Here is a 25,476-nt window from a genome sequence, read left to right as displayed (position 1 = left end):
TGTGTGAAAGATTTTATATTTTTGATTGTTACTTCGTATTTATAAGGCAAAGGCTTAAATGGTTACGGTTGTTGATAGAGTTACAAATAGACGTTTGCGTCATCCTGAAAAGGCACATCGTCCTGATACAAGCGTTCAAAAAAAGCCAGATTGGATTCGTGTAAAAGCGCCAACATCACCGATTTATAAGGAAACACATGGTATTGTACGTACGCATAAGTTAGTGACTGTATGTGAAGAAGCTGGTTGCCCTAATATTGGCGAATGTTGGAGCCAGCGGCATGCTAGCTTTATGATTTTAGGTGAAATATGTACGCGTGCTTGTGCTTTTTGTAACGTTGCAACAGGTATTCCACTTGCCGTTGATGATAATGAGCCAGAACGTGTAGCCGATGCTGTTGCACGGATGGAATTAAAACATGTTGTCATTACATCTGTTGATCGTGATGATCTTGCTGATGGTGGTGCTGAGCATTTTGCAAAAGTTATTTATGCGATTCGTCAAAAAACTCCTAAAACAACAATTGAAGTTCTGACACCTGATTTTCGTCATAAGGATGGCGCTTTAGAAGTTGTTGTTGCTGCTAAGCCTGATGTTTTTAATCATAACTTAGAAACAGTTCCTTCTAAATATTTGAAGGTTCGTCCAGGGGCACGTTATTTTCATTCAATTCGTTTATTACAACGCGTTAAAGAACTTGATCCAACAATTTTTACAAAATCGGGAATTATGGTTGGTCTTGGTGAGGAACGAAATGAAATTTTGCAATTGATGGATGATTTGCGCTCTGCTGATGTTGACTTTATGACGATTGGACAATATTTGCAGCCTACACGAAAACATCATCCAGTTGTTCGTTTTGTGCCTCCTGAAGAATTTGAGTCTTTTGCCAAGATTGGTAAAGTAAAAGGATTTTTACATATGGCCTCCAATCCTCTGACGCGTTCATCTCATCATGCTGGAGATGATTTTGCTATTTTGCAAAAAGCGCGTGATGAAAAATTTTCCTTACAGAGATAATTATGCCGATTTTTACAATACATCGGCAGATCACCCATAGTGCCAGTGAAATGTTTGAGCTGGTTTCAGATATTGAGCGTTATCCTGAATTTTTACCAATGTGTGAGTCTTTGATAGTACGTTCTCGAAAAGAGTATGGGAAAAAAATGTTGCTTCTTGCGGATATGACCGTTGGCTATAAGATTATCCGTGAAACTTTTACGACTCAAGTATTTCTTCAGCCGGAAAAAAATCTTATAGAAGTTAAATATATTGATGGTCCATTCAAATATCTTGAAAATCGTTGGTCCTTTCATGATATTGAAAATACCAATGCATGTAATGTAGAGTTTTTTATTGATTATGAATTTAAAAGTAAAACGCTTGGATTAGTAATGGGCTCAATGTTTGATATTGCGTTTCGTAAATTCACCGACGCTTTTGAGAAGCGTGCGCATCAGATTTATGGCTCTACGATAACATAGTCTATTCTGTTATTTTTTAACAATACGTATTGCTTATAACAGCGTGAAGGTGAAAACTGGTTTTCATCTTTACTATTTGTTTTAATTCATCTTTTTCAGCTTTGAAAAGCATATTAAAGGAATATCATTTTAAATGATGAAGATGATGCACAGCTTCACGCTTTTGTTTCTCTTTTTTAATAGAGGCATATCCAAACAAAACGCCCAAATAGGACATGCTTGCGTCATACCCATTTCATAATAAATAGTATAGATACTCGTAAAAGTATATAAATCAACATCTTTACACTTATGAAAAAGTCAGCCTGCACCATTTATTTGCCATCTCTCAAGATGTTGACGATTATAGACTCAATGTGGAATAGAGAGCTTTGAAATTAGTACGGGGAATTCAGTGAAGCAATTCCAGAATCATTTTAAAAACATTTTCAACAGTTGCATGTCGGATAGCATTGCGGTTAAGATGACCAAAGTGCATTTCTTTGTGCAGAGTTTTATGATTTTTGTAAGCAACTGCGCAATGCACAAGTCCTACAGGTTTATCAAGACTTGCTCCTCCTGGACCAGCAATTCCTGTTACAGAGATTGCAATGTCAGCTTGTGAATGTTTTAATCCACCCTCAGCCATTGCAAGAGCAACTTCTTTTGAAACGGCGCCATAGGTTCTTATAAGTTCAGCACAAACGCCAACAAGGCGTGTTTTAGATTCATTTGAATAAACAACAAATCCACAATCGAGAACATCTGACGAACCTGCAATATTTGTGAGGCTTGCAGCAATGAGTCCTCCTGTACAAGACTCTACAGTTGTTAACAGCAAACCTTTTTGGCGAAAGATATTAAGGATTTCATGTGCTTGTTTTTCACAAAGATATGTCATTGGGGAAGTTCTCCTGAATAAAGAATGCTCGCTGTTGCAAGAGCAGCAATTCCTTCACCACGACCAATAAATCCAAGCCTTTCATTTGTTGTTGCTTTGATAGAGATTCGATCAGGTGTTATTGAAAGTATTGTCATAAGATTTTCTGTCATGGCATGACGATAGGGACCAATTTTAGGATTTTCAGCAATAATTGTGATATCAACATTGGCGATACGACCACCTGCTTGTTTTAGAATATCAAGAGCATGACGGAGAAAAATTTCTGATGATGCATTTTTCCATTGAGGATCAGAGGGAGGAAAATGTGTGCCAATATCTCCAGCACCTCGCGTAGCGAGCAGGGCATCTGTTAGCGCATGAAGAGCAACATCCGCATCGGAGTGTCCATTTAATTTTTTATGAAAAGGGATTTTTATACCACATAAAATAAGAAAATCACCATCCTCGAAAGAGTGAACATCATAACCATTGCCGGTGCGGATATCAGGAAACATTTGCATTTTCTTTTGGAGATATAAATGTGCGGTATTAAAATCTTCATGCCATGTAATTTTTATGTTGTTAGGATCCCCAGGAACGGTACGCATAGGAATTCCAAACCATTCGGCAATCGCAGAATCGTCAGTGAATTCTTTTTTGCAAGCTTGTTTTGCTTGCTTATGGGCCGCTAAGATATGTTCAAAGGGAAAACACTGTGGAGTTTGTGCACTATAAAGATGGGTACGGGGAATTGTTTCTAAAACATGCTGATTATTTACACGTTTAAGGGTATCAGAGATGGGAAGAACAGGAAGAACACCTTCTTGAGGCGTGATTGTATTGTGAATGTTATCAAGAAGCTTGTTTTCGATAAAGGGGCGTGCACCATCATGAATATGCACATATTGGAGATTGAATTTTTTGAGTGCCTGAAGTCCATTTAAGGTAGAGATTTGACGTGTATTGCCTCCTTCAACGATAATAAGGCGCTCTTTAAAATCACCAATAGCTTGTTCACAGATTTGACGATCTTCTGGATGAATAACAAGGATAATTGTTGTGATAGCTGGATGCTGCAAAAAACAATGCACGGTATGATAAATAACCGGCTTTTGTCCTAGAAGCCGATATTGTTTTGGAATTTCATGGGGAGATCCTGCTCTTTCACCACGTCCAGCGGCTAATATTATTGCTGCAATAGAAATACCTAATCTCCTTGTATTATAATTTAGTTTGCCTTTTTGTCATTAATTTTAAAATGATTTTGAAAGGATGGTTGTTGTAGATCAGCAAGGGATATCACGGATAACACCTCAAAAAAAGCATTTAATGCTTTTTGAAGTGCGGTATTTAAACCACAAAAATCGATCAAGGGGCAAGTTGGTTCTGCAGTATCGAAACATTCTGCTAGGGAAAAGTTGTCTTCTGTTACTTTCACAACATCAGCGACTGAAATCTCTGCTGCAGGTTTCGCCAATCTAACTCCACCATTGCGTCCACGCACTGTTTGTATAAAACCTGCTTGAACAAGCAGCTGAAGGATTTTAAATAAAAAAAGTTCTGAAACGGCATATGCTTTAGCAATTTCTGGAACACGACTGAGAGTTCCCTGATTATCTGCACAATACATGAGCATTCGAAGAGCATAATTTGTTTGTTTTGTTAATCGCATCTCATTTCCTTCGTAAAGTATCGTCGAATACAGTTTATTTTAAGATATTTTGCAAAATGTAGAAGTTCTTTCTCATTGACTATATTTGCCCTATTTTAAATGTAGTATTAGTATTGTCAATTTTTGCTACAAAAGGTTATATGAGAATAATGGGATAAGGGTATGTAAGCTCATGACGAATATAACATCTGTGACGAATCTTCAAGACATAGATAAAAATACTTATAACGATGAGTTGTATCGTTTAAGTAAGGTATATATTTTTTTAGGGATTACAATTATTGTATTGGCTTTACTTACGGCCTCTGTTTCATTTATTATTCTTATTGGATTAACCTCTGTTGTTCCCAGTAGAACAGTAACCCTTATTCTTATAGGGATTAATAGTTTTTGGGTTTTAGGGCTTATTGTCATCGTTTTTTATGAGATGATTCCGATCATTCGTGCTTGGCGTTCAAGGCGTGCAGGATCGCGTCTTCATGTGCGCCTTATTTCATTGTTTGCACTTGTTGCGACAATGCCGGCTGTTGCTGTAGCTCTTGTATCGGGTCCAGCACTAAATTTGGGACTTGATCGATGGTTTGATACAACAACGCGGCAAATTGTGGGCTCTTCTATTGATTTAGCAAATGCTTATGCAGATGAAATGCTTCAAAATTTAAAAAATTTATCCTACGCGATGGCATTTGCACTTGATAACAAAAAACTCTTAGAACGTAATCCGGCTGAATATAGGATGCAATTGACGCGTCATGCTATAGGACGCAATTTGCGTGGCGCATTTTTGTTAAGTTCTAGCGGAGCTATTTTTATATCGAGTGCTCTTGGTGATGAAGATAAACTGCCAATTCCTCCTTCCAATCTTATTGAACGTGCAACCAGTGCGAGGCCTTTTTCTTTTCAACCAGGCGTGCATGATTATTTTGGTATTATTTTAAAATTTACCAACATTCCAAACACATTTTTATATTTGGTGCGTGACGTTGATAAAGGTGTTTTATCTGCTTTGCGTTTAACAGAAGTCAATACAGATCGTTATCGTGATTTAAATGAAAATCGCCTGCTGACGCAAATTGCATTTGGTATGCTTTATTTATGTCTTTTTTTTAGTTTATTCTTATCGGCTATTTGGGCTGCTATTGCTGTCGCTGATCGCTTAGTACGTCCTATTCGTCTTCTCATTAGTGCTGCTGATGATGTTGCTACTGGAAATATGGAAATTTTTGTGCCAGTACGCGCGAAGGACGGAGATATTGGGCAATTATCCAAAACTTTTAATTACATGGTCAGTGAATTGAAAAGTCGGCGCAATGAGTTGATTGCAGTGCGTGATCAAATTGATGAGAGACGGCGTTTTTCTGAAGCAGTGTTATCGGGTGTAACAGCAGGAGTAGCAGGTATAGATGATAATGGTGATATTACAATTATTAATCGATCTATTGAAGCGATGTTTGATATTCGCTCTGAACACGTTGTTGGACAAAGTCTTTTATCTTTGAGTGCTGAAATTTGGCAGGTTTTTCAGTTTGCACGTTCATTGGATCGTAAAAATCATCGTGAGCAGGTTACTTTAAACGTTGCAGGAAAAGAGCGTGTCTGTAATGTCCAAGTTACGATGGAAGAGGATGATGGACAGGGGCAATCTTGGGTTCTAACAATTGATGATATTACAGACCTTGTTGCAGCGCAACGTACAGCGGCGTGGGCGGATATTGCACGGCGTATTGCACACGAAATAAAAAATCCCCTCACACCTATTCAGTTATCCGCTGAACGCATTCGTAAACGTTATAACAAAGTTATTACACAAGATAGAGAGGTCTTTGAGCGGTGTATTGAGACAATTATTCGACAGGTTGGAGATATTGGGCGTATGGTTGATGAGTTTTCCTCTTTTGCACGTATGCCCAAACCACAAATGCATATTTTAGATATACGAGAATTGTTGCGCGAAGCATGTTTCTTGATAGAAGTGACACGACATGATATTCATTTTGAGCAAGATTTAGGAAGTCTACCACTTATGGGTGCATTTGATAACCGTCTCATTGTACAAGCTTTTTGCAATGTTATCAAAAACGCGAGCGAATCCATAGATTCAGTTATGCGAGAGGAAAATATTCACGGTCATATTCTTGTCCGTTCTTATCGTCAAGAGGAATGGGTGGTTGTGGATGTTGTTGATAATGGGAAAGGACTTCCTAAAGAGCAAAGACAAAAGTTATTAGAGCCCTATATAACAACGCGGGAAAAAGGAACAGGGCTCGGGTTAGCCATTGTGCGTAAAGTTATTGAGGATCACGGCGGTTCCATGGAGCTTCATGATGCACCGGAAAGTTTTTATGAAGGTCGTGGTGCGATGATCCGTTTGATATTTCCGGCGGATGGGGGTAAGCAGGGTAGTATTATACAAGCCATAAATCATAAGATAGGGGAATAGTATGGTATCAGATATCTTGATTGTTGATGATGAAGCAGATATTCGTGAGCTTGTTGCTGGTATTTTAGATGATGAAGGTTATGAAACGCGTGTTGCTTGTAACTCTGATGAAGCATTGGCTCAAATTAGTGAGCGTATTCCAAAGCTCATTTTTTTGGATATTTGGCTACAGGGTAGTCGTCTTGATGGTTTAGCATTGCTTGATGAAATTAAAACGCAATATCCGGCTCTTCCGGTCGTTATGATCTCTGGTCATGGTAATATTGAGACGGCTGTTTCCGCTATAAAGCGAGGGGCATATGATTTCATTGAAAAACCTTTTAAAGCTGATAGACTTGTATTGGTTGCAGAGAGAACACTTGAAAACTCAAATTTAAAACGTGAGCTTTTAGAATTGCGAAAGCGTTCGAACGAGACATTAGAGTTACTCGGAAAATCGACAGTTGTAAAAAATTTGCGTCAAATCATAGAAAAAGTAGCACCAACCAATAGTCGCGTCATGATAACAGGTCCTTCAGGGGCAGGAAAAGAGACTGTTGCACGAACTATTCATGCGCTCTCAACGCGTTCGAATGGGCCATTTGTTACAATAAATGCTGCAACGATTACTCCGGAAAGAATGGAAATAGAGCTGTTTGGCAGTGAAATGGAAGGAAGAGAGCGCAAGATCGGTGCCTTAGAGGAAGCTCATGGCGGTATATTATATCTTGATGAAATTGCTGACATGCCACGTGAGACTCAAGGTAAGATTCTTCGGGTGTTGACGGGGCAGACATTTGAAAGAGTTGGCGGCACAAAACGTGTTAAGGTGGATGTCCGTATTATTTCTTCGACAGCGCAAAATCTTGAAAACCTCATTTCCGATGGGCGCTTTAGAGAAGATCTTTTCCACCGTCTTTCGGTTGTTCCTATTGCTGTTCCGCCCCTTTCAGCGCGTCGTGAAGATATTCCAGAACTTGTACATCATTTTGTAAAAACAATATCACAGCAGGTTGGGATTAAACCGCGTGCAATCAGTGATGATGTGATTGCTATTTTGCAAACGCATGCTTGGCCGGGTAATGTGCGGCAATTACGTAATAATATTGAGCGTCTTCTTATTCTTGTGCGGGATGGTGATGGTCCTATAACAGCGGACTTTCTTCCCAGTGAAGTAAGTGATTCTTTGCCACGTCTTCAAATGGATTCAGATGAAAGTATAATGGATTTGCCGTTACGTGAAGCACGAGAATTGTTTGAAAAGAGATATTTAGTGGCACAGATTGGGCGTTTGGGTGGAAATATATCACGTACTGCTGAATTTATAGGCATGGAGCGTTCAGCTTTGCACCGTAAACTTAAAGCGCTCGGAGTTTCTTAAAGCGATGCGTGTTATTATTTGCGGAGCAGGACAGGTTGGTTATGGGATAGCAGAGCGTCTTGCTGCTGAAAATCATGATGTTACTGTTATTGATATTGAAACGAGATTAATTGAAAAGATTCGCGATACATTGGATGTGAGAGGTTTTGTTGGTCACGGTTCACGTCCTGAAGTTCTTTTGGCTGCAGATGCAGACAAAGCTGATATGTTGATTGCTGTCACTTTGTTTGATGAAGTCAATATGGTAGCTTGTCAAGTAGCACATTCATTATTTAATGTGCCCACAAAAATTGCTCGTATTCGTTCACAATCTTATTTAGAGCCACGTTATAAGACGCTTTTTTCCAGAGAGAATATTCCCATTGATGTGGTTATTTCGCCAGAAGTTGAAGTTGGGGAAATGGTTTTGCGCCGTATTGCTTTACCTGGTGCAATAGATGTTCTTTATTTTTGTAATGATGATGTTGTTGCGCTAGCCTTGGAATGCATGGAAGATTGTCCAGTTATTAATACACCTTTGCGTCAATTAACAGAGCTTTTTCCAGATCTTCATACGACGGTTACCGCTATTAAACGTGGCGCGGAATTATTGGTTGCACATTCAGAAACGCAATTACGCGTTGGTGATATAACCTATCTTGTTGTTGCTCGTGATCAAATGCGCCGTGCTGTTGGGCTTTTTGGTCATAAAGAACAAGATGCCCACCGCATGATTATTGCAGGAGGCGGTCACATTGGCCTTTATGTTGCACAGGCTATTGAAAAGCGTTTCCATAAATTAAAATTGAAGATTATAGAATCGCATAGAGAAAGAGCTCTCACGATTGCTGATCAGCTTGAAAAAACAACAGTTTTATACGGTAACGTGTTAGATCCAGTGATTCTTCAAGATGCGGGAATTGATCAGTCCGATTTAATGATTACATTGACCAATCAAGATCAGGTTAATCTCTTAAGCGCTATTATTGCTAAAAGATTGGGCTGCAAAGCCAATATGGTATTGATTAATAATGTTGCCTATCAAGAATTTAGTCGTGCTGTTGGTGTGGATGCATATCTTAATCCCCATAGCGTTACAATATCGAGAATTTTGCAACAAATGCGCCGTGGACGTATTCGTTCTGTTCATTCAGTTTTTAATGGCCGAGCAGAAATTATTGAAGCTGAAGTGATGCAAACATCTTCATTGGTTGGTAAGTCATTATCAGAGCTCAATTTATCAGATGGTTTGAGAATTGGTGCAATTTATCGCAATAAGACAATAATACAGCTTTCGGCAGATACGCGCATTTTATCTGGTGATAGAATAGTGATTTTTGCTCTTGCTGATAGGGTTCGTGATGTTGAACAACTCTTTCGCGTAAGTTTAGAATATTTTTGATATATTATCTATGGATATTTGTACTTTTTGGTATAGTGGACAATTAAGATTGGTGGATAGGCTTTGTTTGTCCTCAATGGTTAAAACTGGACAGCGCGTTAAGCTTTTTAGTTATGATAAAAAAATAGATAATCTTCCTGCCGGTGTTGAGTTGCATGAAGCCGAATCAATTTTACCACGCTCAGCAATTTATCGCCTTGATCCCGCTTTTTCTGATGATAAACCAGGGTGTACAATTGTTCAGTTTTCGGATTTTTTTCGTGTTATGCTGATGAAATATCAACAAGGTGTTTGGTTAGATACAGATGTTTACCTTGTTAAACAATTTCATCCAGATGCGGATAAGGTTTGGTTAGCAAGAGAAAATAATACAAGAGTAGGCGTTTCTGCACTTTATTTTCCGCCTAATAACCCTATTATAAAAGTATTTGAAGATTATTGGGCAGGCACAGAAATTATTCCTCATTGGCTTGGGTTTAAGCGTCGTGTTTGGAGACCGTTCTGGTTAAAGAGGAAAAAAATGCCGATTTTGCCGGGAAGTCTTGGCGTTACGATATTTGGCAATGATGGTATTTCGCGATTAGCAAAACGATATGGTTTTTTTCATGAAGCAAAGGAAAAGGAAACTTTTTATTATTGGACTGGGCGAAAAGCTGAACGTATTTTTGAACCAGCTTTTGGCGTAAAGCCGCTTACAGATTCACGCTTGATAGGCTTTCATATTCACAGAAAGACAAAGACCTCGGGAAGGAAGTTTTTACCATTGGGCGGTATCTCGCATTCCTGATGTTCATCATTTGTTTAAGTAGAGTTATTATTGCTATTTTAACTATTGGGATTTTAATCTATCTTAAACAGCTCTTGATTGTAGCTTGCACAAGAGAGTAATGTTAACGTATGGATAAAAACATTGAATGTGTAAAGAGCGGTTGTTATATGAACGGAAAGTAGAAATATGAGTGATCCAATGAAAACAGCATTAAGCCTTGTTCCTATGGTTATTGAACAAACCAATCGTGGTGAACGGGCCTATGATATTTTTTCCCGTCTTTTAAAGGAGCGGATTATTTTTATTAATGGTCCTGTCGAAGATGGTATGGCAATGCTTGTTTGTGCACAATTGCTTTTCTTGGAAGCGGAAAATCCTAAAAAAGAAATTAGTCTTTATATTAATTCTCCAGGTGGTGTCGTAACATCTGGTATGGCTATTTATGATACTATGCAGTTTATTCGCCCTCCTGTTTCTACGCTTTGCATGGGGCAGGCGGCATCTATGGGGTCTTTATTGTTAACAGCTGGAGCAAAAGGTCATCGTTTTACATTGCCAAACGCACGTATTATGGTGCATCAACCATCTGGTGGTTTTCAAGGTCAAGCTTCAGATATTGAGCGACATGCGCAAGACATTATAAAGATGAAACGGCGTTTAAATGAAATTTATGTTCAACATACAGGTCAAGATTATGAGATTATTGAGAGAACTCTCGATCGCGATCATTTTATGACAGCAGAAGAAGCCAAAGCGTTTGGCTTAGTGGATGATGTTATACAATATCGTGCAGAAACTGAAAAAGAAGAAAAAGATTAAGAATTTTTATAGAAAAAACAGCTACTTTAAATCACAGAGTTTTATAAAAAATATCGCAAAATAAGAGAAACACCTAAAAATATTGAGACATGCATGGTTTTCTATATGTCTTTTAGTTTTCATGATGAAAAGCTTCCTTTGGAAAGGCAAAGTATTCATATATCGTGGTGAAAGGAAAGAAAAATGAGCAAAATTAGCAATAGCGGGAACGAATCAAAAAATACTCTCTATTGCTCGTTCTGCGGCAAGAGTCAGCATGAGGTGCGTAAGCTCATTGCGGGGCCTACTGTATTTATCTGTGATGAATGTGTAGAGCTTTGCATGGATATTATTCGGGAAGAAAATAAGTCTTCTGGGGTTAAGGTGCGTGATGGTGTTCCTACGCCACAGGAAATTATAACAGTTCTTGATGATTATGTTATTGGTCAGCAGCATGCAAAGCGTGTTCTTTCTGTTGCTGTTCATAATCATTATAAACGGTTGGCGCATCAGTCTAAAAGCAATGATATTGAGTTGGCTAAATCAAATATTCTTCTTGTTGGTCCAACGGGCTGTGGTAAAACTTATCTTGCACAAACATTAGCACGTATTATTGATGTGCCTTTTACGATGGCGGATGCGACCACTTTGACGGAAGCAGGCTATGTAGGTGAGGATGTAGAAAATATTATTTTGAAACTTCTTCAAGCTGCTGACTATAATGTTGAACGTGCACAACGTGGCATTGTTTATATTGATGAGGTCGATAAGATTTCTCGTAAAGCAGACAATCCTTCTATTACAAGAGATGTTTCGGGGGAAGGAGTTCAGCAAGCGTTATTAAAAATTATGGAAGGAACGATTGCTTCTGTTCCTCCTCAAGGTGGACGTAAGCATCCGCAACAAGAGTTTCTTCAGGTTGACACCACAAACATCTTATTCATTTGTGGGGGAGCTTTTGCTGGTTTAGAACGGATTATTTCAGGGCGTGGTGAAAAAACTTCTATTGGTTTTTCTGCGACCGTTAAGGCTCCTGATGAGCGTTGTGTCGGTGAAATTTTTCGTGATTTAGAGCCTGAAGATCTTATAAAATTTGGTTTAATACCAGAATTTATTGGGCGTCTTCCTATAGTCGCTACCTTAGAGGATTTAGATGTTAACGCCCTTATGCAAATTTTATCACAACCTAAAAATGCTTTAGTAAAGCAATATCAGCGTCTTTTTGAAATGGAGAATGTCGAGTTATCATTTCATGAAGATGCTTTACGTGTTATTGCGAAGAAAGCAATTGAACGTAAAACTGGCGCTCGTGGTTTACGTTCTATTATGGAGAAGATCCTTCTTGAGACGATGTTTGAGCTACCGGCTCTTGAAGGCGTTCAAAAAGTGGTTATTTCGAGTGATGTCGTTGATGGGAAAGCGCGTCCTCTTTATATTTACTCAGAACGTGCAGAAGATAAAGAAAATGTATCAGCATGATATTGTGCTAAGCACAATATGAAAGGTGGTAATAAACAGTATTTGATGGGTGTTTATAATAATATCATTATAATGCTTGATTTATGTATTAGTAATTACCACTTCATGTATTGTGAAGAGCTGAGGTTTTCTAAAGGTGAGCTGGTTGTTGTAGATAGCTCATAGGCTCCAGAAAGGAGAGTTATGCAATATATTGATGAAAAGACAGATGAAGTAAGAGATGGGGTTTATGCTGTTTTACCTCTTCGTGATATTGTTGTCTTCCCCCATATGATTGTTCCACTTTTTGTGGGCCGCGAAAAATCAATTCGTGCTCTTGAAGAAACGATGGCGGTTGACAAGCAAATACTCTTGGTGACACAAAAAAATGCTTCTGATGACGATCCAAAATCAGAGGATATTTATCATATTGGTACATTTGCTAATATTCTTCAACTTTTAAAGCTTCCTGATGGTACTGTAAAGGTTTTGGTTGAAGGAACTGCACGTGCAAAAATTAGTCAATTTGCTTTAAGTGAAGGTTATCATCAGGCATATGCGACTGTTACAGAAGAATCTAGAGAGAGTGATGTTGAGATTGAAGCTCTTTCAAGGTCAGTGATTGCTTATTTTGAAAACTATGTAAAGCTTAATAAAAAAATCTCTCCTGAAGTTGTTAATGCGATTGGTCAGATTGATAATCCTTCTAAGCTTGCCGATACGATTGCTTCTCATTTGATGATTAAACTTGCAGAAAAACAGGAAATACTAGAGCTCTTACCTGTACGGGCCCGTCTTGAACGTGTTCTGTCCTTCATGGAAGGAGAAATTTCTGTTTTGCAGGTTGAAAAACGTATTCGTTCGCATGTTAAACGGCAAATGGAAAAAAACCAACGAGAATATTATCTCAATGAGCAGATGAAGGCTATTCAAAAAGAGTTAGGGGCAGGTGATGATAGCCGAGATGAACTCTCTGAATTAGAAGAACGTATCAAGAATACAAAACTATCCAAGGAAGCACAGGAAAAAGCTGGAGCAGAATTGAGAAAATTACGGAATATGTCTCCTATGTCTGCAGAAGCGACAGTTGTCCGTAACTATCTTGATTGGTTATTAGCAATGCCTTGGGGTAAAAAATCTAAGATTAAAAACAATTTAGATTTTGCTGAAAAGGTCATGAATAATGAACATTTCGGTCTTGAAAAGGTTAAGGAGCGAATTATTGAATATTTGGCTGTACAAAGTCGCGCGTCAAAGATAAAAGGTCCTATTATTTGTTTGTTAGGTCCTCCTGGTGTAGGGAAAACATCATTAGCGCGCTCTATCGCAAAGGCGACGGGGCGTGAGTATGTTCGTATCTCATTGGGAGGCGTGCGGGATGAAGCAGAAATTCGCGGACATCGCCGAACATATATTGGTTCGATGCCTGGAAAAATTATCCAGTCTATGAAAAAAGCAAAAAAATCTAATCCGCTTTTCTTGCTTGATGAAATTGATAAAATGGGACAAGATTTTCGTGGAGATCCTTCATCCGCTTTATTAGAAGTTCTTGATCCTGAACAAAACAGTACATTCATTGATCACTATTTGGAAGTTGAATATGATCTTTCTGATGTCATGTTTATCACAACTGCCAATACGCTTAATATTCCAGGTCCGTTAATGGATCGTATGGAAATTATTCGTATTGCTGGTTATACTGAATGTGAGAAAATGGAAATTGTTAAACAGCATCTTTTACCAAAGGCACTAAAAGATCACTGTTTGTCTAAAAAAGAACTCAGTATTTCTGATGGAGCACTAAGGTCAATTATTCAGTTTTATACACGTGAGGCAGGCGTTCGTAACCTTGAGCGTGAACTCATGAAAATTTCCCGCAAATCTGTTACAAAAATTCTCAAAACGCATCAAAAATCTGTAAAAGTTACAGAAAGTAATATTCATGATTTCTTGGGTGTTAAACGTTATCATTACAATCAGATTGAAGGAGAAAATCAAATTGGTGTTGTGACAGGCCTTGCGTGGACAGAAGTCGGTGGAGAGTTATTGACCATTGAAGGAGTTATGATGCCCGGCAAAGGTAAGATGACTGTAACTGGAAATTTACGTGATATTATGAAGGAATCCATTTCAGCGGCAGCATCTTATGTACGTTCTCGTGCTGTTGATTTTGGTATTGAACCTCCACTTTTTGAAAAACGCGATATCCATGTTCATGTTCCAGAGGGTGCTACGCCAAAAGATGGACCATCTGCTGGGATTGCAATGGTGACAGCAATTGTTTCGGTTCTTACAGGAGTAGCTGTGCATAAAGATATTGCAATGACTGGTGAAATTACTTTACGTGGACGCGTTTTACCAATTGGTGGATTAAAAGAAAAACTCCTAGCAGCTCTTCGAGGAGGGATAAAAAAGGTACTTATTCCTGAAGAAAACGCAAAAGATTTGGTTGATATTCCTGACGATGTCAAAAATAATATGGAAATTATTCCGGTAAATCATGTGAGTGAAGTTTTGAAACACGCTTTGGTTCGTTTTCCAGACACTATTGAATGGAAAGAACCCTCTACGGTGGCTGTCCCAATCCGGTCAGAGGGCAGTGATAGTGAAGGAATACAGATTGCGCACTGATTCACTTATCTCATTTATAACGGCATTTTTTAGGTGGCAGAAGGCGTTGTTGAGATTATTGTTCTGTTTTTTGTTGGAAAAAGTGAAAAATTCCGTGAATAACTGTGATTATTGCTAAAAAAACAATGTTTTGGATAAAAATAAGACTTCTGTTTGCTGTACTTTTCAATAAACTGACCAATAACATGATTAAGTCATGTTGTCAGGTAATATAGGGAAAGGAAATATTTTATGAATAAAAGTGAATTGGTTAGCTCCGTTGCTGAAAAGGCAGGTGTTTCGAAAGCGCAAGCTGGTGCTGTTGTTGATGCTTTTATGGCTTCTGTAACAGAAGCTTTGGCTTCAGGGGGAGATGTTCGTCTTCCAGGTTTTGGCTCTTTTGAAGTTTCTCATCGTGCTGCAACAAAGGGGCGTAATCCTTCAACTGGTGCTGAAATCGATATTCCAGCACGTTCTGTACCTAAATTTTCTGCAGGAAAAAGCCTTAAAGAAGCAGTTAATAAAAAATAATTTAAGCTACATAAAAAAACCCGATTTATTTATAAGCGGGTTTTTTTTAGCACATGTATTATGCCCATTTTTCATATAACACGTTGAGATTTTTGCGGTATTTTTTATTTTCATGTATTACTTGTATTTTTGAAAATAATTTTAAGTGTTGTATAAAATACTGTCAGCTTAAAATATATTTTTTAGCCTTTTCAGTAAAATATTGCACTGTATTAGTGCAGTACCGGTGTGGCTTATAAAATGTAATGTTAACTTTTATTACGCTGAAGTGTTAAGGTATTTATTTCAAAACAAGATCCGTAAATAGTATGAGGCAAAAAACTCTGTAAAGTCTATAAAAGTTATTATATACCACCATTTACGCTTAATAAAAGTGCATGTTGGTGCCACCGTACTGTTTTTCTCAGTTCCTATAATGTTGCGATTAGCCCTCAACATCTGAGATGAGTGCATAAGGAATAGTTTTATTCTTTTACTTATACGCCAACCTTGCTTGTGACGCACCAAGAGGATAAGTTTTATTGATTTATTATAAGAGATTCTGAAATGAAAGAATCTTATGATATTCAGATTTCACTTTCAATATTGTGATTTTTCTTGGCATTTGAGAGGGAAGAGATAGATCCAGCTCTATCCTACAAATATTTTTTCCATATCCCTATTTCACTTGTGATATGCAAGCGAGCGTTTTTTCTTCATCACACAAGAGTTAAAGTGAGAGAATAACACAAATTTTGATGAAGGAAGTTAAAAAACAGAAAAATTACTCTTATAAAATAATGTATATTACGTAATATAAAAAATATTAATAAAGATAATACAGTATTGCTTGTTTATTTTCCATCTATTTAAATTTTTATTATTCATAATATATTGATATAATTATTTTATTTTTAGTCATTAAATCATATTAAATTGTTGATAGCGGTAAAGGTCTTTTATAGCCAAAAGTTATTTTACAAGCACCTAAATAATTAAATAAATGATGAAACGTAGAGTAGTATTTATTGATTGGGGGAGACAGTCTTTAAAAGGCTTTAGAATGATTTTTTCACGAGAGTCATAAAGATCTATTCAGTAGATGAGAGGCGAATCGTGTGTTTTTTATAAGGAACTCTTTGATTCTTTATCTGCTAACCACTGAGTACAATCATTGAGAGCTCTTGCTGTGATGGCTTGTTTTTTTACTAATTTTTTTTCTTTACTTGCTAGGCGTTTTCCTGAATGTCTAATAGAAGCAATAGGGGGAAAGAGTCCGAAATTGATATTCATTGGCTGAAAGGACTGTGTTTCTGCTTTTTCATCTATGATGTGTCCCCCTGTAATATGATTCAAAAGGGCTCCGAATGCTGTCGTTTGTGGGGGTAGGCAAGGGGAAATATGATGATATTCGGCAGCAGCAAAACGTCCAGCAAGAAGCCCTATTGCCGCTGATTCTACATAACCTTCACATCCGGTAATTTGCCCTGCAAAGCGTAGTTGTTTTTTTTGTTTTAAACGAAGGGTTTGATCAAGAATAATTGGCGAGTTGAGGTAGGTATTGCGGTGAAGACCACCAAGACGCGCAAACTCTGCTTTTTCAAGACCGGGAATCATTCTAAAAATGCGAATTTGTTCACCATATTTCAGTTTTGTTTGAAAGCCGACCATATTGTAAAGCGTTCCAAGTTTATTATCTTGGCGTAATTGAACGACAGCATAGGGTTTAACTGTAGGGTTATGGGCATTGGTTAAGCCCATAGGTTTCATAGGACCGTGTCTTAACGTTTCAAGTCCGCGCTCAGCCATAATTTCAATGGGGAGGCATCCATCAAAATAGGGCGTTTTTTCAAAGTCACGAAACTCTGTTTTTTCAGCCTTTTTTAATGCTTCAACGAATGTTTTATATTGTTCTTTGTTGAGGGGACAATTAAGATAATCTTTTCCAGTTCCCTCAGGACCAATTTTATCATAGCGAGACTGATACCAACAAATGTTGATATCAATACTATCGGTATGGATAATAGGTGCAATCGCATCAAAAAAAGAAAGAGCTTTTATACCGGTTATTGCTTGTAATTCTTGAGCAAGTGCAGGTGATGTAAGGGGACCCGTTGCAATGACAACATGTTTCCAAGCTTTAGGAATTTTTTGAACTTCTTCACGTTTGATTGTTATAAGAGGATGGTTTTCGATTGCTGTTGTAACGGTTTTTGAAAATCCATCACGGTCAACAGCAAGGGCACTACCTGCGGGAACTTTGTTGGCATCAGCAGCTTTCATAATTAACGATTTCGCTAATCGCATTTCAGCATGTAAAAGCCCTACGGCATTTGTTAATGAATCATCGCAACGAAATGAATTTGAACAAACCAGTTCTGCCAAATTATCGGTTTTATGGGCATCTGATTTTTTTTCGGGTCGCATTTCATGCAAAACAACAGGAATTCCTGATTGAGCGATTTGCCAGCTTGCTTCACACCCCGCAAGACCGCCACCGATGATATGAATTGGGATATCGAATGTCTTTAACATAATTGACTTTTAGCGTAAGCAGTTATGTATGAAAAGCATAGATTTTGTTTTTTTTAATATATTTGTTTGCTTTTTTCCCGTAATTAATGGTATAGAGACGCCGCTTGTATAAGGTTATTAGCTTGTAAGTTTGAGCGGATGTGGCGAAATTGGTAGACGCACCAGATTTAGGTTCTGGCGGGAGACCGTGGGGGTTCGAGTCCCTCCATCCGCACCAAAGCAATCCCTTAAGTGCTACGGATTTCTACGTGTCTGAAATTCCGCTTCATGGTAAATGTAACACTCGAAGTGTTAGAATGTAATGATTATTAGAGTGGGTTTATCCCTCTCCTTAGGAAAATGAAGGTGTTTAATGCAGGTTACCGAGACGCTTAATGAAGGACTGAAGCGCGAAATTAAGATCGTGGTTCCAGCGAAAGATTTAGAAGAAAAGCTGAATGAAAGATTGGATGATACCAAGGGAAAAATCAAGCTTAATGGTTTTCGTCCCGGTAAAGTGCCTAGTGGGCATTTGCGAAAAATGTATGGTAAATCCTTTATGGCGGAGATTCTCAATGAGATACTCAGTGATGCGCCTCGGTCTATTTTAGCAGATCGCAATGAACGTGCAGCGATGCAGCCGAAAATTGATATAGATGAAGATGAAAAAATTCTAGATGGCAAAGCTGATTTTACTTTTAGTTTAAAGTATGAAGTTTTACCAAAAATTGAAATTAAAGATTTTGAACATATTAAGGTTATCCGTGAAATTGCAACTATTCCTGAACAGGATATTGATGATCAAATCAATCGCGTCCTTTCTTCTACGCGTAATTATTCCCTAAAAGAGGGGGCTTCTGAAGAAGGTGATCGTATTACCATAGATTATCAAGGTAAGCTTGAAGGCGCTCCATTTGAAGGTGGGGCAGATAGTGATGCACAACTGATTCTTGGGTCAAAACAATTTATTCCTGGTTTTGAAGAGCAATTGGTTGGTGTGAAAGCTGGGGATGCAAAAACGATTTTTGTTAAATTTCCTGATAATTACAGTGCAGCACATTTGGCCGGACGGGAAGCAGAGTTTGACATTACTGTCAAAGCTGTCTTTAAACCAGATGAATTAAAAATTGATGATGAAGCAGCACAAAAAGTTGGTTTAGAGTCTCTAGATCGCTTACGTGAGGTCGTTCGTGGGCAGATTGAAAGCCAATACGGTTCAGTGACACGTCAAAAAGTTAAGCGTCAAATTCTTGATGCTTTAGATGCTGATTATAATTTTGAGATTCCTGAGGAACTTTTAGAGATTGAGTTTAACAATATATGGGCTCAGGTTAATGATGATTTGAAAAAGGCTGGGCGCAGTTTTGAAGATGAAGGTATTACAGAAGAAAAGGCACGGGAGGAATATCGTGTCCTTGCGCAACGTCGTGTTCGTCTTGGTTTGGTGCTTTCTGAAATTGGAATGAAGGTTGGTGTTAAAGTTAGTGAGGATGAGCTAAAAGCAGCCGTTTTTGATCAGGTTCGCCAGTATCCTGGACAAGAGAAAGAGATTATGGATTTTTTCCGCAGGACTCCGGAAGCTGTTGAAAATCTACGTGCTCCGATTTTTGAAGAAAAGGTCATTGATCATTTATTAGCACAGATAAAAGTCACAGATAAGGAAGTGACGGTTGAAGAGTTGATGAAAGAATATGACGAATCAGATGTCCCTGAAGAAAAGCCGGCAAAGAAAAAGTCTGCAGTGAAAGAAACGTCTACAGAGAAAACATCAGCTAAGAAAAAAGCTCCTAAAAAAGCTTAATATTTATGCAAACAGAAAAAGCCTGATAGAATCGGGCTTTTTGTAAGATTTATATCCTAAGATTGCACTGAGAGAATGGTTTTAGATAAGCCATGAGTATATTTTAAAATATTGGTAGTGGATTGGCAATGAGCATCATTGATACGCGTACTCCTGATTCTAAGCGTTTTATTTCTGGAGTTACAGGTGATTGGGAAGTCATCATTGGCATGGAAGTTCATGCGCAAATCATATCAAATTCGAAACTTTTTTCAGGAGCATCAACCAAATTTGGTGCAGAGCCGAACAATCATGTATCACTCATTGATGCAGCCATGCCAGGTATGTTGCCTGTTCTTAATCAAGAATGTGTCCGTCAAGCAGTTCGAACGGGGTTAGGATTAAAGGCGCATATTAATTTAAAATCTATTTTTGATCGCAAAAATTATTTTTATCCAGATTTACCGCAGGGGTATCAAATTTCTCAATTTCGCTATCCCATTGTGGGAGAGGGAAAGATTACCATATCTGTTGGTCCAGATTCGAATGGCCAATTTGAAGATATTGAAGTCGGGATTGAAAGATTACACCTTGAACAAGATGCAGGAAAATCGATGCATGATCAGCATCCAACAATGTCTTTTGTTGATCTTAATCGTGCTGGCGTCGCTCTCATGGAAATTGTTTCTAAACCGGATATGCGTTCAGCAGATGAAGCCAAAGCCTATATGACAAAATTACGTACAATTGTTCGTTATTTGGGCACTTGCGATGGCAATATGGATGAAGGTTCTATGCGTGCAGATGTTAATGTATCTGTTCGTCGTCCTGGTGAAAATTTTGGAACGCGCTGTGAAATTAAAAACGTTAACTCTATTCGCTTTATTGGTCAAGCCATTGAGTATGAAGCGCGTCGTCAGATCGCAATTTTAGAAGATGGAGGCGTCATAGATCAAGAGACTCGGCTTTTTGATGCGGCTAAAGGTGAAACGCGCTCTATGCGCTCAAAAGAAGAAGCACATGACTATCGTTATTTTCCTGATCCTGATCTTTTACCATTAGAATTTGATCAAGCATTTGTGGATGCTTTGGCAGCAGACTTACCAGAATTGCCTGACGCTATAAAAGCACGTTTTGTTAAGGAAATGGGATTGACAGTGTATGATGCTTCCATTCTTGTGACAGAAAAGGCTATTGCTGATTATTTTGAAGAAGTAGCGCGTGGGCGTGATGGAAAAATAGTTGCCAATTGGGTGATTAATGACCTTTTAGGGGCTTTAAATAAAGATAATCGTGAGATTGAAGAGTCACCGGTATCGCCAAATCAATTGGGAAGCATTATTGATCTCATAAAAGAAGGAGTTATTTCTGGAAAAATTGCCAAAGATCTTTTTGAGATTATTTGGAATGAGGGGGGAGATGCACGCCAAATTGTAGAAGAGCGAAATATGAAGCAGGTGACAGATACAAAGGCAATTGAAAGAGCCGTTGATGAAATCATTGCTAATAATTCTGATAAAGTTGCGCAAGCAAAACAGAAACCCGCTTTAGCTGGTTGGTTTGTTGGACAGGTAATGAAAGCAACAGGTGGTAAGGCAAACCCTCAAGCTGTTAATGAATTGGTTAAGATGAAACTTGGCATAGATTAAATTTTATGGGGTGGAGAAGAAGCCATACATATGATATCTTCTTGAAATTAAGGGATAGCACGTTATCCTATCAATTGGAATTGTAGCTGAATTTACTAGTAACTTTTTCGGTAATTTCAATCGTTAACAGTTTTATTCCAACGATTAATTTCATGAGCGCACTAAATGAATGGAATAGCAGATGGCTCGTTTTTTTAAGCAAATCTTCACATGGTGGAATGGCAATACCATTGGTACGCGTTTTTTCACATGGCGCAAAGGTAAGCGGATAGGGGAAGATCAATTTGGAAATATATATTATGAAGGGGGACTTCATAAGGATGGTTATCCGCACCGTTGGGTTATCTATAAAGACTATTCTGAGGCCTCTACTATTCCACCAGGTTGGCACGGCTGGATTCATCATCGCTGTGAGTGCCCACCCACACAGGAGGATTATCATCCTTATGAATGGGAAAAGCCTCATGTTGCAAATATGACAGGAACAAGTGAGTACTATCGACCAAAGGGGGCTATCACCTCCAATGGAGAGCGGTCTTGTGTGCATGAAGATTATGATGCGTGGTCACCTAAAAAATAAAAGATTTTAGTGTGCGCGTGTATTTTTGTCTTATTTGACTCTATGTTATGAAAAGAATTATTTTTTAAGATGCGATTGATTTTGATATGATGAGATTTTTTTTATTGTTAGGGGTGAAGCATTTTATATATATTTTTTTAATGGGAGTTTTAGTATTTTTATCCTTAAATAGTGGAGTGCGGGCTGAGCGTATTAGCAATGGAATTGCTGTTTTTGCAGGTCTTGACAAAATCACGGGGCGGACCACACGTTTTGAAGTTACTCTTGGTAAAATTTATCAGTACGGTGCATTACAGGTAACGCCACGTGCGTGTTATACGAGCTCTAAAGATGAACCAACGCGTACAACTGGTTTTGTTGAAGTCAATGAAGTGACATTAGATAAAAAAGTACGGCGTATTTTTACAGGATGGATGTTTGCAGATAGTCCTGGTTTGAACGCTGTTGAGCATCCTATTTATGATGTGTGGTTAAAGGATTGCAAGCAGAATTCTCAAGATCTTCCTCTTCAATGATTAGTGTGTTATCTATTATAATACATTGATTTATAATGGCCCTTTATCATTTTACAACTTAATAAGAGGTTCAATTTCCTATGATTGCCTCATTTAAAATTTTTCTATATTGAATTAATCCAAATTATTCTCTTGCGCATTACAAGTGGCGGATGTGCAGATAAGATTCTCTAAGATAAGGAATAAAAATTTCCTTCATGAACTGTTTAAATTCAAAGATGCATCATTAAAATCAACATATTTTGCAGTGTTTCATAAGAGACAGTTCTTGAATTATATTTGTTAGAGGTTGAAATGAAAGGCTTGTTGATATTTGTTAAAGAGATGAACTGAAGCTTTTGCATTTATGAGGGAAACAGACTATCAAGTGAGTAGTTCATCATGAAACACTAATGAGTATATCTAGAGAAAGCTGTGTTGATAGTTTTTTCTCATAGAGATGTCGTTTTTCATTCAAAGAGTAGAAGAAATACAAGCTATATTAATGGAAAAATTGAGATTTAAGATTATTTAAAGTTTATCAATCGAAGTATAGCTTGGTTAAAAATGCCGTGATCAATATATTTCTAGTAAAAAAACAATGTTTATATATTTTTATTATACACCACTACATAAGTAAGTTTGCCTATTCGTAAGTTCTTGTATATTACATGATAACTTCACATTTTAATAAGCAGGATACCGCTAAGTTTATAAATCATATTCTTGATATCCATGCTTTTTAAAATCTTTTGTATAAAATACACGTGTTTTCATGTAGAGCTATTGAAAATTTAAAAAGGGGCTTCGAAGAGGCGTTGAAAAGATTCTGCATCACTGGGAGTGGTATATTTATTTTGTATAAAGAATAACCCATTCTCTAAAGAATACGAGATTTTATAAAATGAAAGTTTCTAGTCACCAACATAATAATGTTTCTCGATTACCGAAACAATCTAAAGAACCCTTGTTGAATGTTCCATTTATTATAGTTGTTTTGATAGCTTTTTGTTTTTGTCTTTATTGCATTTCGCAGTATTTTTTTTCTCATAAGGTTTATGTTGAAAGTCTTGAATTTTTTTCATTTATACCAGCATTGTTTAAGAGGGATCCTGTAGCACTCTGTTATACCATGGTGAGTTATTCATTTATGCATAGTAGTTTTAAACATGTTGCTCTTAATATGGTTTGGCTTTTGGTTTTTGGCTCTCCTTTAGCAAGGCATTTTGGTGCTTTACGTTTTTTAATTTTTTGGGTGTTAACGGCAGTTATTTCTGTTTTGACTTATTTTACATTTCATCAAGAAAGTACCATATCACTTATTGGGGCGTCAGGTTCCGTATCTGGAATGATGGGTGCTATTGCACGTTACGGTTTTTCTAGTGGTTATCTAGCTGTCAATGCGCAGAACGAAAAACTTTTTGGACCTTTATTGTCCATTAAAAAAGCTCTGTGCTCTAAGGGGGTGCTTGTTTATATGGGTGTATGGCTGATGGCTGATTTTATCATAGGTATTTCTTCTATTTTGTTTGAAGAAAATGGCATCTCAATAGCATGGGAAGCTCATATTGGCGGGTTTCTTGCGGGTTTTTTGTTGGTTGGTTTTTTTGATGTTTCACAAAAAAATTAAAAACTAGAATCTAAGATATTTATGTGCCACATAAAGCGCTATTGTTGCTGCATTTGAAACATTTAATGATTTAATATTTCCAGGCATATCAAGGCGTGTTAAAGCGCAAACTGTTTCACGTGTTTTTTTACGTAAACCTTTACCTTCTGCTCCTAAAACAAGAGCAATTTTATTTCCTGTTAATGCTGTTTCTAGAGGTTTGTCCCCTTCTGAATCGAGACCAAAGCTTGTAAAACCTGTTTGATGAAGTTCTTGAAGAGCTTCAGCGAGGTTTCGTACGGTAATATAATGAATCATTTCCAGAGCTCCAGATGCCGCTTTCGCAAGAACACCGCTTTCGTGGGGAGAGTGACGGCAAGTTGTAATAAGCGCTTTAGCTTTTAATGCAACTGCAGAGCGCATAATAGCGCCAACATTATGCGGATCGGTAATTTGATCCATGACAATGACCAGATCAGTATTGGTTAGTTCCGAAAGTTTGCATGGTTTGAGGGGTAAAGTTTCCAAAACAATACCTTGGTGAACAGCCTCACTTCCAACAAGCGAATCAAGATATTTGGGGGTGCATAATGTAACAGAGCAAGGATAATCTGATTCGGATATATTTAATCGTTTTAAGGCATTTTGTGTAACGTAAAGACATTTTAAAATTCTTTTTGGGTTTTCTAAAGCTGCCTGAACAGAATGAATGCCATAAAGATGGATTATTCCTTGCTGTAAAGAAGCAGCTTTCTTCTTTAGGTGTGTAAAAGATCGAGAAGGAGAGCCTTTTGTATCACGATATCGGCGACGTAAACGAGCATAATGAGAATTTTGTGATGTTTTTTCTTTCATAGCTTCTTTATAGCGTGTTAATAAGAAAAATAGAGAGAAAAAATCTGTGATTTAAAGTTATGAGCAGGAAATTTGTACAGAATTGTATTTATTCTGTTGACAGATACAATAGTAATCGTCATAACCACTTCGCAATCAGATTGAATTGAATGGGTATTCAAGATGGTTTTCGTAATGTCTCATTGCGCGACTTTACCGGTGTAATGGAGGGGTGCCCGAGTGGTTAAAGGGGGCGGACTGTAAATCCGTTGCGTATGCTACGTTGGTTCGAATCCAACCCCCTCCACCATTCATCGAAGGAGAGTTTGTATGTGAGTCATGCGGGTATAGCTCAATGGTAGAGCAGCAGCCTTCCAAGCTGAATATGCGGGTTCGATTCCCGCTACCCGCTCCAAATAGTTGTTGGTGATTGGGCAAATAGGTATGATGGAGGATATTCCATTTATAGATTGGGTGGGGTTTTCCGTCTAAGAGTTGTGGTGATTGAGCTGGTTACAGCCTAGTCGGATTGAGTTTTGCAGGACTGTCCCTAGGTGCTAACAAAAATAGGGAATAAAACAAGAGATTAATAGCGATGGCGAAGAGCAAGTTTGAACGAACAAAACCGCATGTTAATATTGGTACGATTGGTCACGTTGATCATGGGAAGA

19 protein-coding genes, 3 tRNA genes and 2 pseudogenes are annotated in these 25,476 nt (G+C 37.9%); 19 read left to right on the top strand and 5 right to left on the bottom strand.

The features are described from left to right. Window positions 1-58: 58 nt before the first annotated feature. Both lipA and ACFIJQ_RS04065 read left to right on the top strand, forming a co-directional pair. Window positions 59-1,021, top strand: a complete 963-nt coding sequence (gene lipA, locus ACFIJQ_RS04070) for a lipoyl synthase (protein ID WP_273723360.1) — start codon at window positions 59-61, stop codon at window positions 1,019-1,021. Window positions 1,022-1,023: 2 nt separating this feature from the next. Then, window positions 1,024-1,485, top strand: a complete 462-nt coding sequence (locus ACFIJQ_RS04065) for a type II toxin-antitoxin system RatA family toxin (protein ID WP_273788342.1) — start codon at window positions 1,024-1,026, stop codon at window positions 1,483-1,485. A gap of 391 nt (window positions 1,486-1,876) precedes the next feature. Here the strand turns inward: ACFIJQ_RS04065 and ACFIJQ_RS04060 are convergent, their stop codons facing one another. The 3 genes from ACFIJQ_RS04060 to rirA are packed head-to-tail and all read right to left on the bottom strand — an operon-like array spanning window position 1,877 to window position 4,019. Next, entirely contained in the window at window positions 1,877-2,365 is a 489-nt protein-coding gene (locus ACFIJQ_RS04060) for a CinA family protein (protein WP_375628663.1), read from the bottom strand. Beyond that, window positions 2,362-3,552 carry a bifunctional 2-C-methyl-D-erythritol 4-phosphate cytidylyltransferase/2-C-methyl-D-erythritol 2,4-cyclodiphosphate synthase gene (locus tag ACFIJQ_RS04055; RefSeq protein WP_375628748.1) on the bottom strand — a complete coding sequence of 397 codons (1,191 nt, stop codon included), beginning with the start codon at window positions 3,550-3,552 and terminating at the stop codon, window positions 2,362-2,364. Before ACFIJQ_RS04055 ends, ACFIJQ_RS04060 begins: the two co-directional genes overlap by 4 nt. A 23-nt stretch (window positions 3,553-3,575) precedes the next feature. Continuing rightward, a complete protein-coding gene (gene rirA / locus ACFIJQ_RS04050; protein ID WP_273788340.1) occupies window positions 3,576-4,019 on the bottom strand; it encodes an iron-responsive transcriptional regulator RirA in 444 nt (147 codons plus the stop codon). 172 nt (window positions 4,020-4,191) lie between these two features. Between rirA and ACFIJQ_RS04045 the strand changes: the two genes are divergently transcribed. The 8 genes and pseudogenes from ACFIJQ_RS04045 to ACFIJQ_RS04010 all read left to right on the top strand — a co-directional run bounded on the left by ACFIJQ_RS04045 (window position 4,192) and on the right by ACFIJQ_RS04010 (window position 15,366). Then, the gene (locus ACFIJQ_RS04045) at window positions 4,192-6,459 is read left to right on the top strand and encodes an ATP-binding protein (protein ID WP_375628662.1); all 2,268 of its coding nucleotides are present in this window, start codon (window positions 4,192-4,194) and stop codon (window positions 6,457-6,459) included. 1 nt (window position 6,460) lies between these two features. Continuing rightward, entirely contained in the window at window positions 6,461-7,819 is a 1,359-nt protein-coding gene (locus tag ACFIJQ_RS04040) for a sigma-54 dependent transcriptional regulator (protein ID WP_012755009.1), read from the top strand. Between the two features lie 4 nt (window positions 7,820-7,823). Then, window positions 7,824-9,200, top strand: coding sequence for a Trk system potassium transporter TrkA (gene trkA, locus ACFIJQ_RS04035; RefSeq protein ID WP_012755010.1), 1,377 nt, complete (start codon window positions 7,824-7,826; stop codon window positions 9,198-9,200). Window positions 9,201-9,210: 10 nt separating this feature from the next. Beyond that, window positions 9,211-10,009, top strand: a pseudogene (locus ACFIJQ_RS04030) (hypothetical protein). Between the two features lie 146 nt (window positions 10,010-10,155). Then, a complete protein-coding gene (gene clpP / locus ACFIJQ_RS04025; protein WP_012755012.1) occupies window positions 10,156-10,788 on the top strand; it encodes an ATP-dependent Clp endopeptidase proteolytic subunit ClpP in 633 nt (210 codons plus the stop codon). Window positions 10,789-10,971: 183 nt separating this feature from the next. After that, entirely contained in the window at window positions 10,972-12,246 is a 1,275-nt protein-coding gene (clpX, locus tag ACFIJQ_RS04020) for an ATP-dependent Clp protease ATP-binding subunit ClpX (protein ID WP_012755013.1), read from the top strand. A 183-nt stretch (window positions 12,247-12,429) separates the two neighbouring features. After that, the gene (lon, locus tag ACFIJQ_RS04015) at window positions 12,430-14,856 is read left to right on the top strand and encodes an endopeptidase La (protein WP_273788338.1); all 2,427 of its coding nucleotides are present in this window, start codon (window positions 12,430-12,432) and stop codon (window positions 14,854-14,856) included. A 231-nt stretch (window positions 14,857-15,087) separates the two neighbouring features. After that, on the top strand, window positions 15,088-15,366 hold the full coding sequence (locus tag ACFIJQ_RS04010; protein WP_012231443.1) for an HU family DNA-binding protein: 279 nt from the start codon (window positions 15,088-15,090) through the stop codon (window positions 15,364-15,366). Between the two features lie 1,104 nt (window positions 15,367-16,470). Here ACFIJQ_RS04010 and trmFO read toward each other — a convergent pair. Next, on the bottom strand, window positions 16,471-17,880 hold the full coding sequence (gene trmFO / locus ACFIJQ_RS04005; protein WP_375628659.1) for a methylenetetrahydrofolate--tRNA-(uracil(54)-C(5))-methyltransferase (FADH(2)-oxidizing) TrmFO: 1,410 nt from the start codon (window positions 17,878-17,880) through the stop codon (window positions 16,471-16,473). 134 nt (window positions 17,881-18,014) lie between these two features. Between trmFO and ACFIJQ_RS04000 the strand changes: the two genes are divergently transcribed. From ACFIJQ_RS04000 to ACFIJQ_RS03975, 6 genes are all read left to right on the top strand, one after another. Continuing rightward, window positions 18,015-18,097 (top strand) — tRNA-Leu (locus tag ACFIJQ_RS04000). A gap of 135 nt (window positions 18,098-18,232) precedes the next feature. Continuing rightward, window positions 18,233-19,660: a trigger factor gene (tig, locus tag ACFIJQ_RS03995; protein WP_273788336.1), complete on the top strand. Its 1,428-nt coding sequence runs from the start codon at window positions 18,233-18,235 to the stop codon at window positions 19,658-19,660. 128 nt (window positions 19,661-19,788) lie between these two features. Then, window positions 19,789-21,288, top strand: coding sequence for an Asp-tRNA(Asn)/Glu-tRNA(Gln) amidotransferase subunit GatB (gene gatB / locus ACFIJQ_RS03990; protein WP_375628656.1), 1,500 nt, complete (start codon window positions 19,789-19,791; stop codon window positions 21,286-21,288). A 181-nt stretch (window positions 21,289-21,469) separates the two neighbouring features. After that, window positions 21,470-21,868, top strand: a complete 399-nt coding sequence (locus ACFIJQ_RS03985; protein WP_273788334.1) for an NADH:ubiquinone oxidoreductase subunit NDUFA12 — start codon at window positions 21,470-21,472, stop codon at window positions 21,866-21,868. 89 nt (window positions 21,869-21,957) lie between these two features. Further along, window positions 21,958-22,383, top strand: a complete 426-nt coding sequence (locus ACFIJQ_RS03980; RefSeq protein WP_012755019.1) for a DUF2155 domain-containing protein — start codon at window positions 21,958-21,960, stop codon at window positions 22,381-22,383. Window positions 22,384-23,266: 883 nt separating this feature from the next. Further along, window positions 23,267-23,992 carry a rhomboid family intramembrane serine protease gene (locus ACFIJQ_RS03975; protein ID WP_375628654.1) on the top strand — a complete coding sequence of 242 codons (726 nt, stop codon included), beginning with the start codon at window positions 23,267-23,269 and terminating at the stop codon, window positions 23,990-23,992. A 3-nt stretch (window positions 23,993-23,995) separates the two neighbouring features. On the opposite strand, the gene ACFIJQ_RS03970 is transcribed toward ACFIJQ_RS03975, so the two are convergent. Continuing rightward, window positions 23,996-24,826, bottom strand: coding sequence for an RNA methyltransferase (locus ACFIJQ_RS03970; RefSeq protein ID WP_026500346.1), 831 nt, complete (start codon window positions 24,824-24,826; stop codon window positions 23,996-23,998). A 205-nt stretch (window positions 24,827-25,031) separates the two neighbouring features. Between ACFIJQ_RS03970 and ACFIJQ_RS03965 the strand changes: the two genes are divergently transcribed. The 3 genes and pseudogenes from ACFIJQ_RS03965 to ACFIJQ_RS03955 all read left to right on the top strand — a co-directional run. Continuing rightward, a tRNA-Tyr gene (locus ACFIJQ_RS03965) sits at window positions 25,032-25,115 on the top strand. A gap of 31 nt (window positions 25,116-25,146) precedes the next feature. Further along, window positions 25,147-25,220: transfer RNA gene (locus ACFIJQ_RS03960), tRNA-Gly, on the top strand. Between the two features lie 180 nt (window positions 25,221-25,400). Further along, window positions 25,401-25,476: pseudogene (locus ACFIJQ_RS03955) on the top strand (elongation factor Tu); the annotation flags it as partial.

Source organism: Bartonella sp. TT67HLJMS (genome assembly GCF_042193375.1).
GTDB classification, from domain to species: Bacteria; Pseudomonadota; Alphaproteobacteria; order Rhizobiales; family Rhizobiaceae; genus Bartonella; species Bartonella grahamii.
Note: the sequence above shows the minus strand (reverse complement) of the source record. Positions and strands in the feature narration are given on the sequence as shown.

Coding starts and splice junctions, on each gene's coding strand:
- lipA (WP_273723360.1), top strand. CDS start 59: ATGGTTACGGTTGTTGATAGAGTTACAAATAGACGTTTGCGTCATCCT.
- ACFIJQ_RS04065 (WP_273788342.1), top strand. CDS start 1,024: ATGCCGATTTTTACAATACATCGGCAGATCACCCATAGTGCCAGTGAA.
- ACFIJQ_RS04060 (WP_375628663.1), bottom strand. CDS start 2,365: ATGACATATCTTTGTGAAAAACAAGCACATGAAATCCTTAATATCTTT.
- rirA (WP_273788340.1), bottom strand. CDS start 4,019: ATGCGATTAACAAAACAAACAAATTATGCTCTTCGAATGCTCATGTAT.
- ACFIJQ_RS04045 (WP_375628662.1), top strand. CDS start 4,192: ATGACGAATATAACATCTGTGACGAATCTTCAAGACATAGATAAAAAT.
- ACFIJQ_RS04040 (WP_012755009.1), top strand. CDS start 6,461: ATGGTATCAGATATCTTGATTGTTGATGATGAAGCAGATATTCGTGAG.
- trkA (WP_012755010.1), top strand. CDS start 7,824: ATGCGTGTTATTATTTGCGGAGCAGGACAGGTTGGTTATGGGATAGCA.
- clpP (WP_012755012.1), top strand. CDS start 10,156: ATGAGTGATCCAATGAAAACAGCATTAAGCCTTGTTCCTATGGTTATT.
- clpX (WP_012755013.1), top strand. CDS start 10,972: ATGAGCAAAATTAGCAATAGCGGGAACGAATCAAAAAATACTCTCTAT.
- lon (WP_273788338.1), top strand. CDS start 12,430: ATGCAATATATTGATGAAAAGACAGATGAAGTAAGAGATGGGGTTTAT.
- ACFIJQ_RS04010 (WP_012231443.1), top strand. CDS start 15,088: ATGAATAAAAGTGAATTGGTTAGCTCCGTTGCTGAAAAGGCAGGTGTT.
- trmFO (WP_375628659.1), bottom strand. CDS start 17,880: ATGTTAAAGACATTCGATATCCCAATTCATATCATCGGTGGCGGTCTT.
- tig (WP_273788336.1), top strand. CDS start 18,233: ATGCAGGTTACCGAGACGCTTAATGAAGGACTGAAGCGCGAAATTAAG.
- gatB (WP_375628656.1), top strand. CDS start 19,789: ATGAGCATCATTGATACGCGTACTCCTGATTCTAAGCGTTTTATTTCT.
- ACFIJQ_RS03985 (WP_273788334.1), top strand. CDS start 21,470: ATGGCTCGTTTTTTTAAGCAAATCTTCACATGGTGGAATGGCAATACC.
- ACFIJQ_RS03980 (WP_012755019.1), top strand. CDS start 21,958: ATGAGATTTTTTTTATTGTTAGGGGTGAAGCATTTTATATATATTTTT.
- ACFIJQ_RS03975 (WP_375628654.1), top strand. CDS start 23,267: ATGAAAGTTTCTAGTCACCAACATAATAATGTTTCTCGATTACCGAAA.
- ACFIJQ_RS03970 (WP_026500346.1), bottom strand. CDS start 24,826: ATGAAAGAAAAAACATCACAAAATTCTCATTATGCTCGTTTACGTCGC.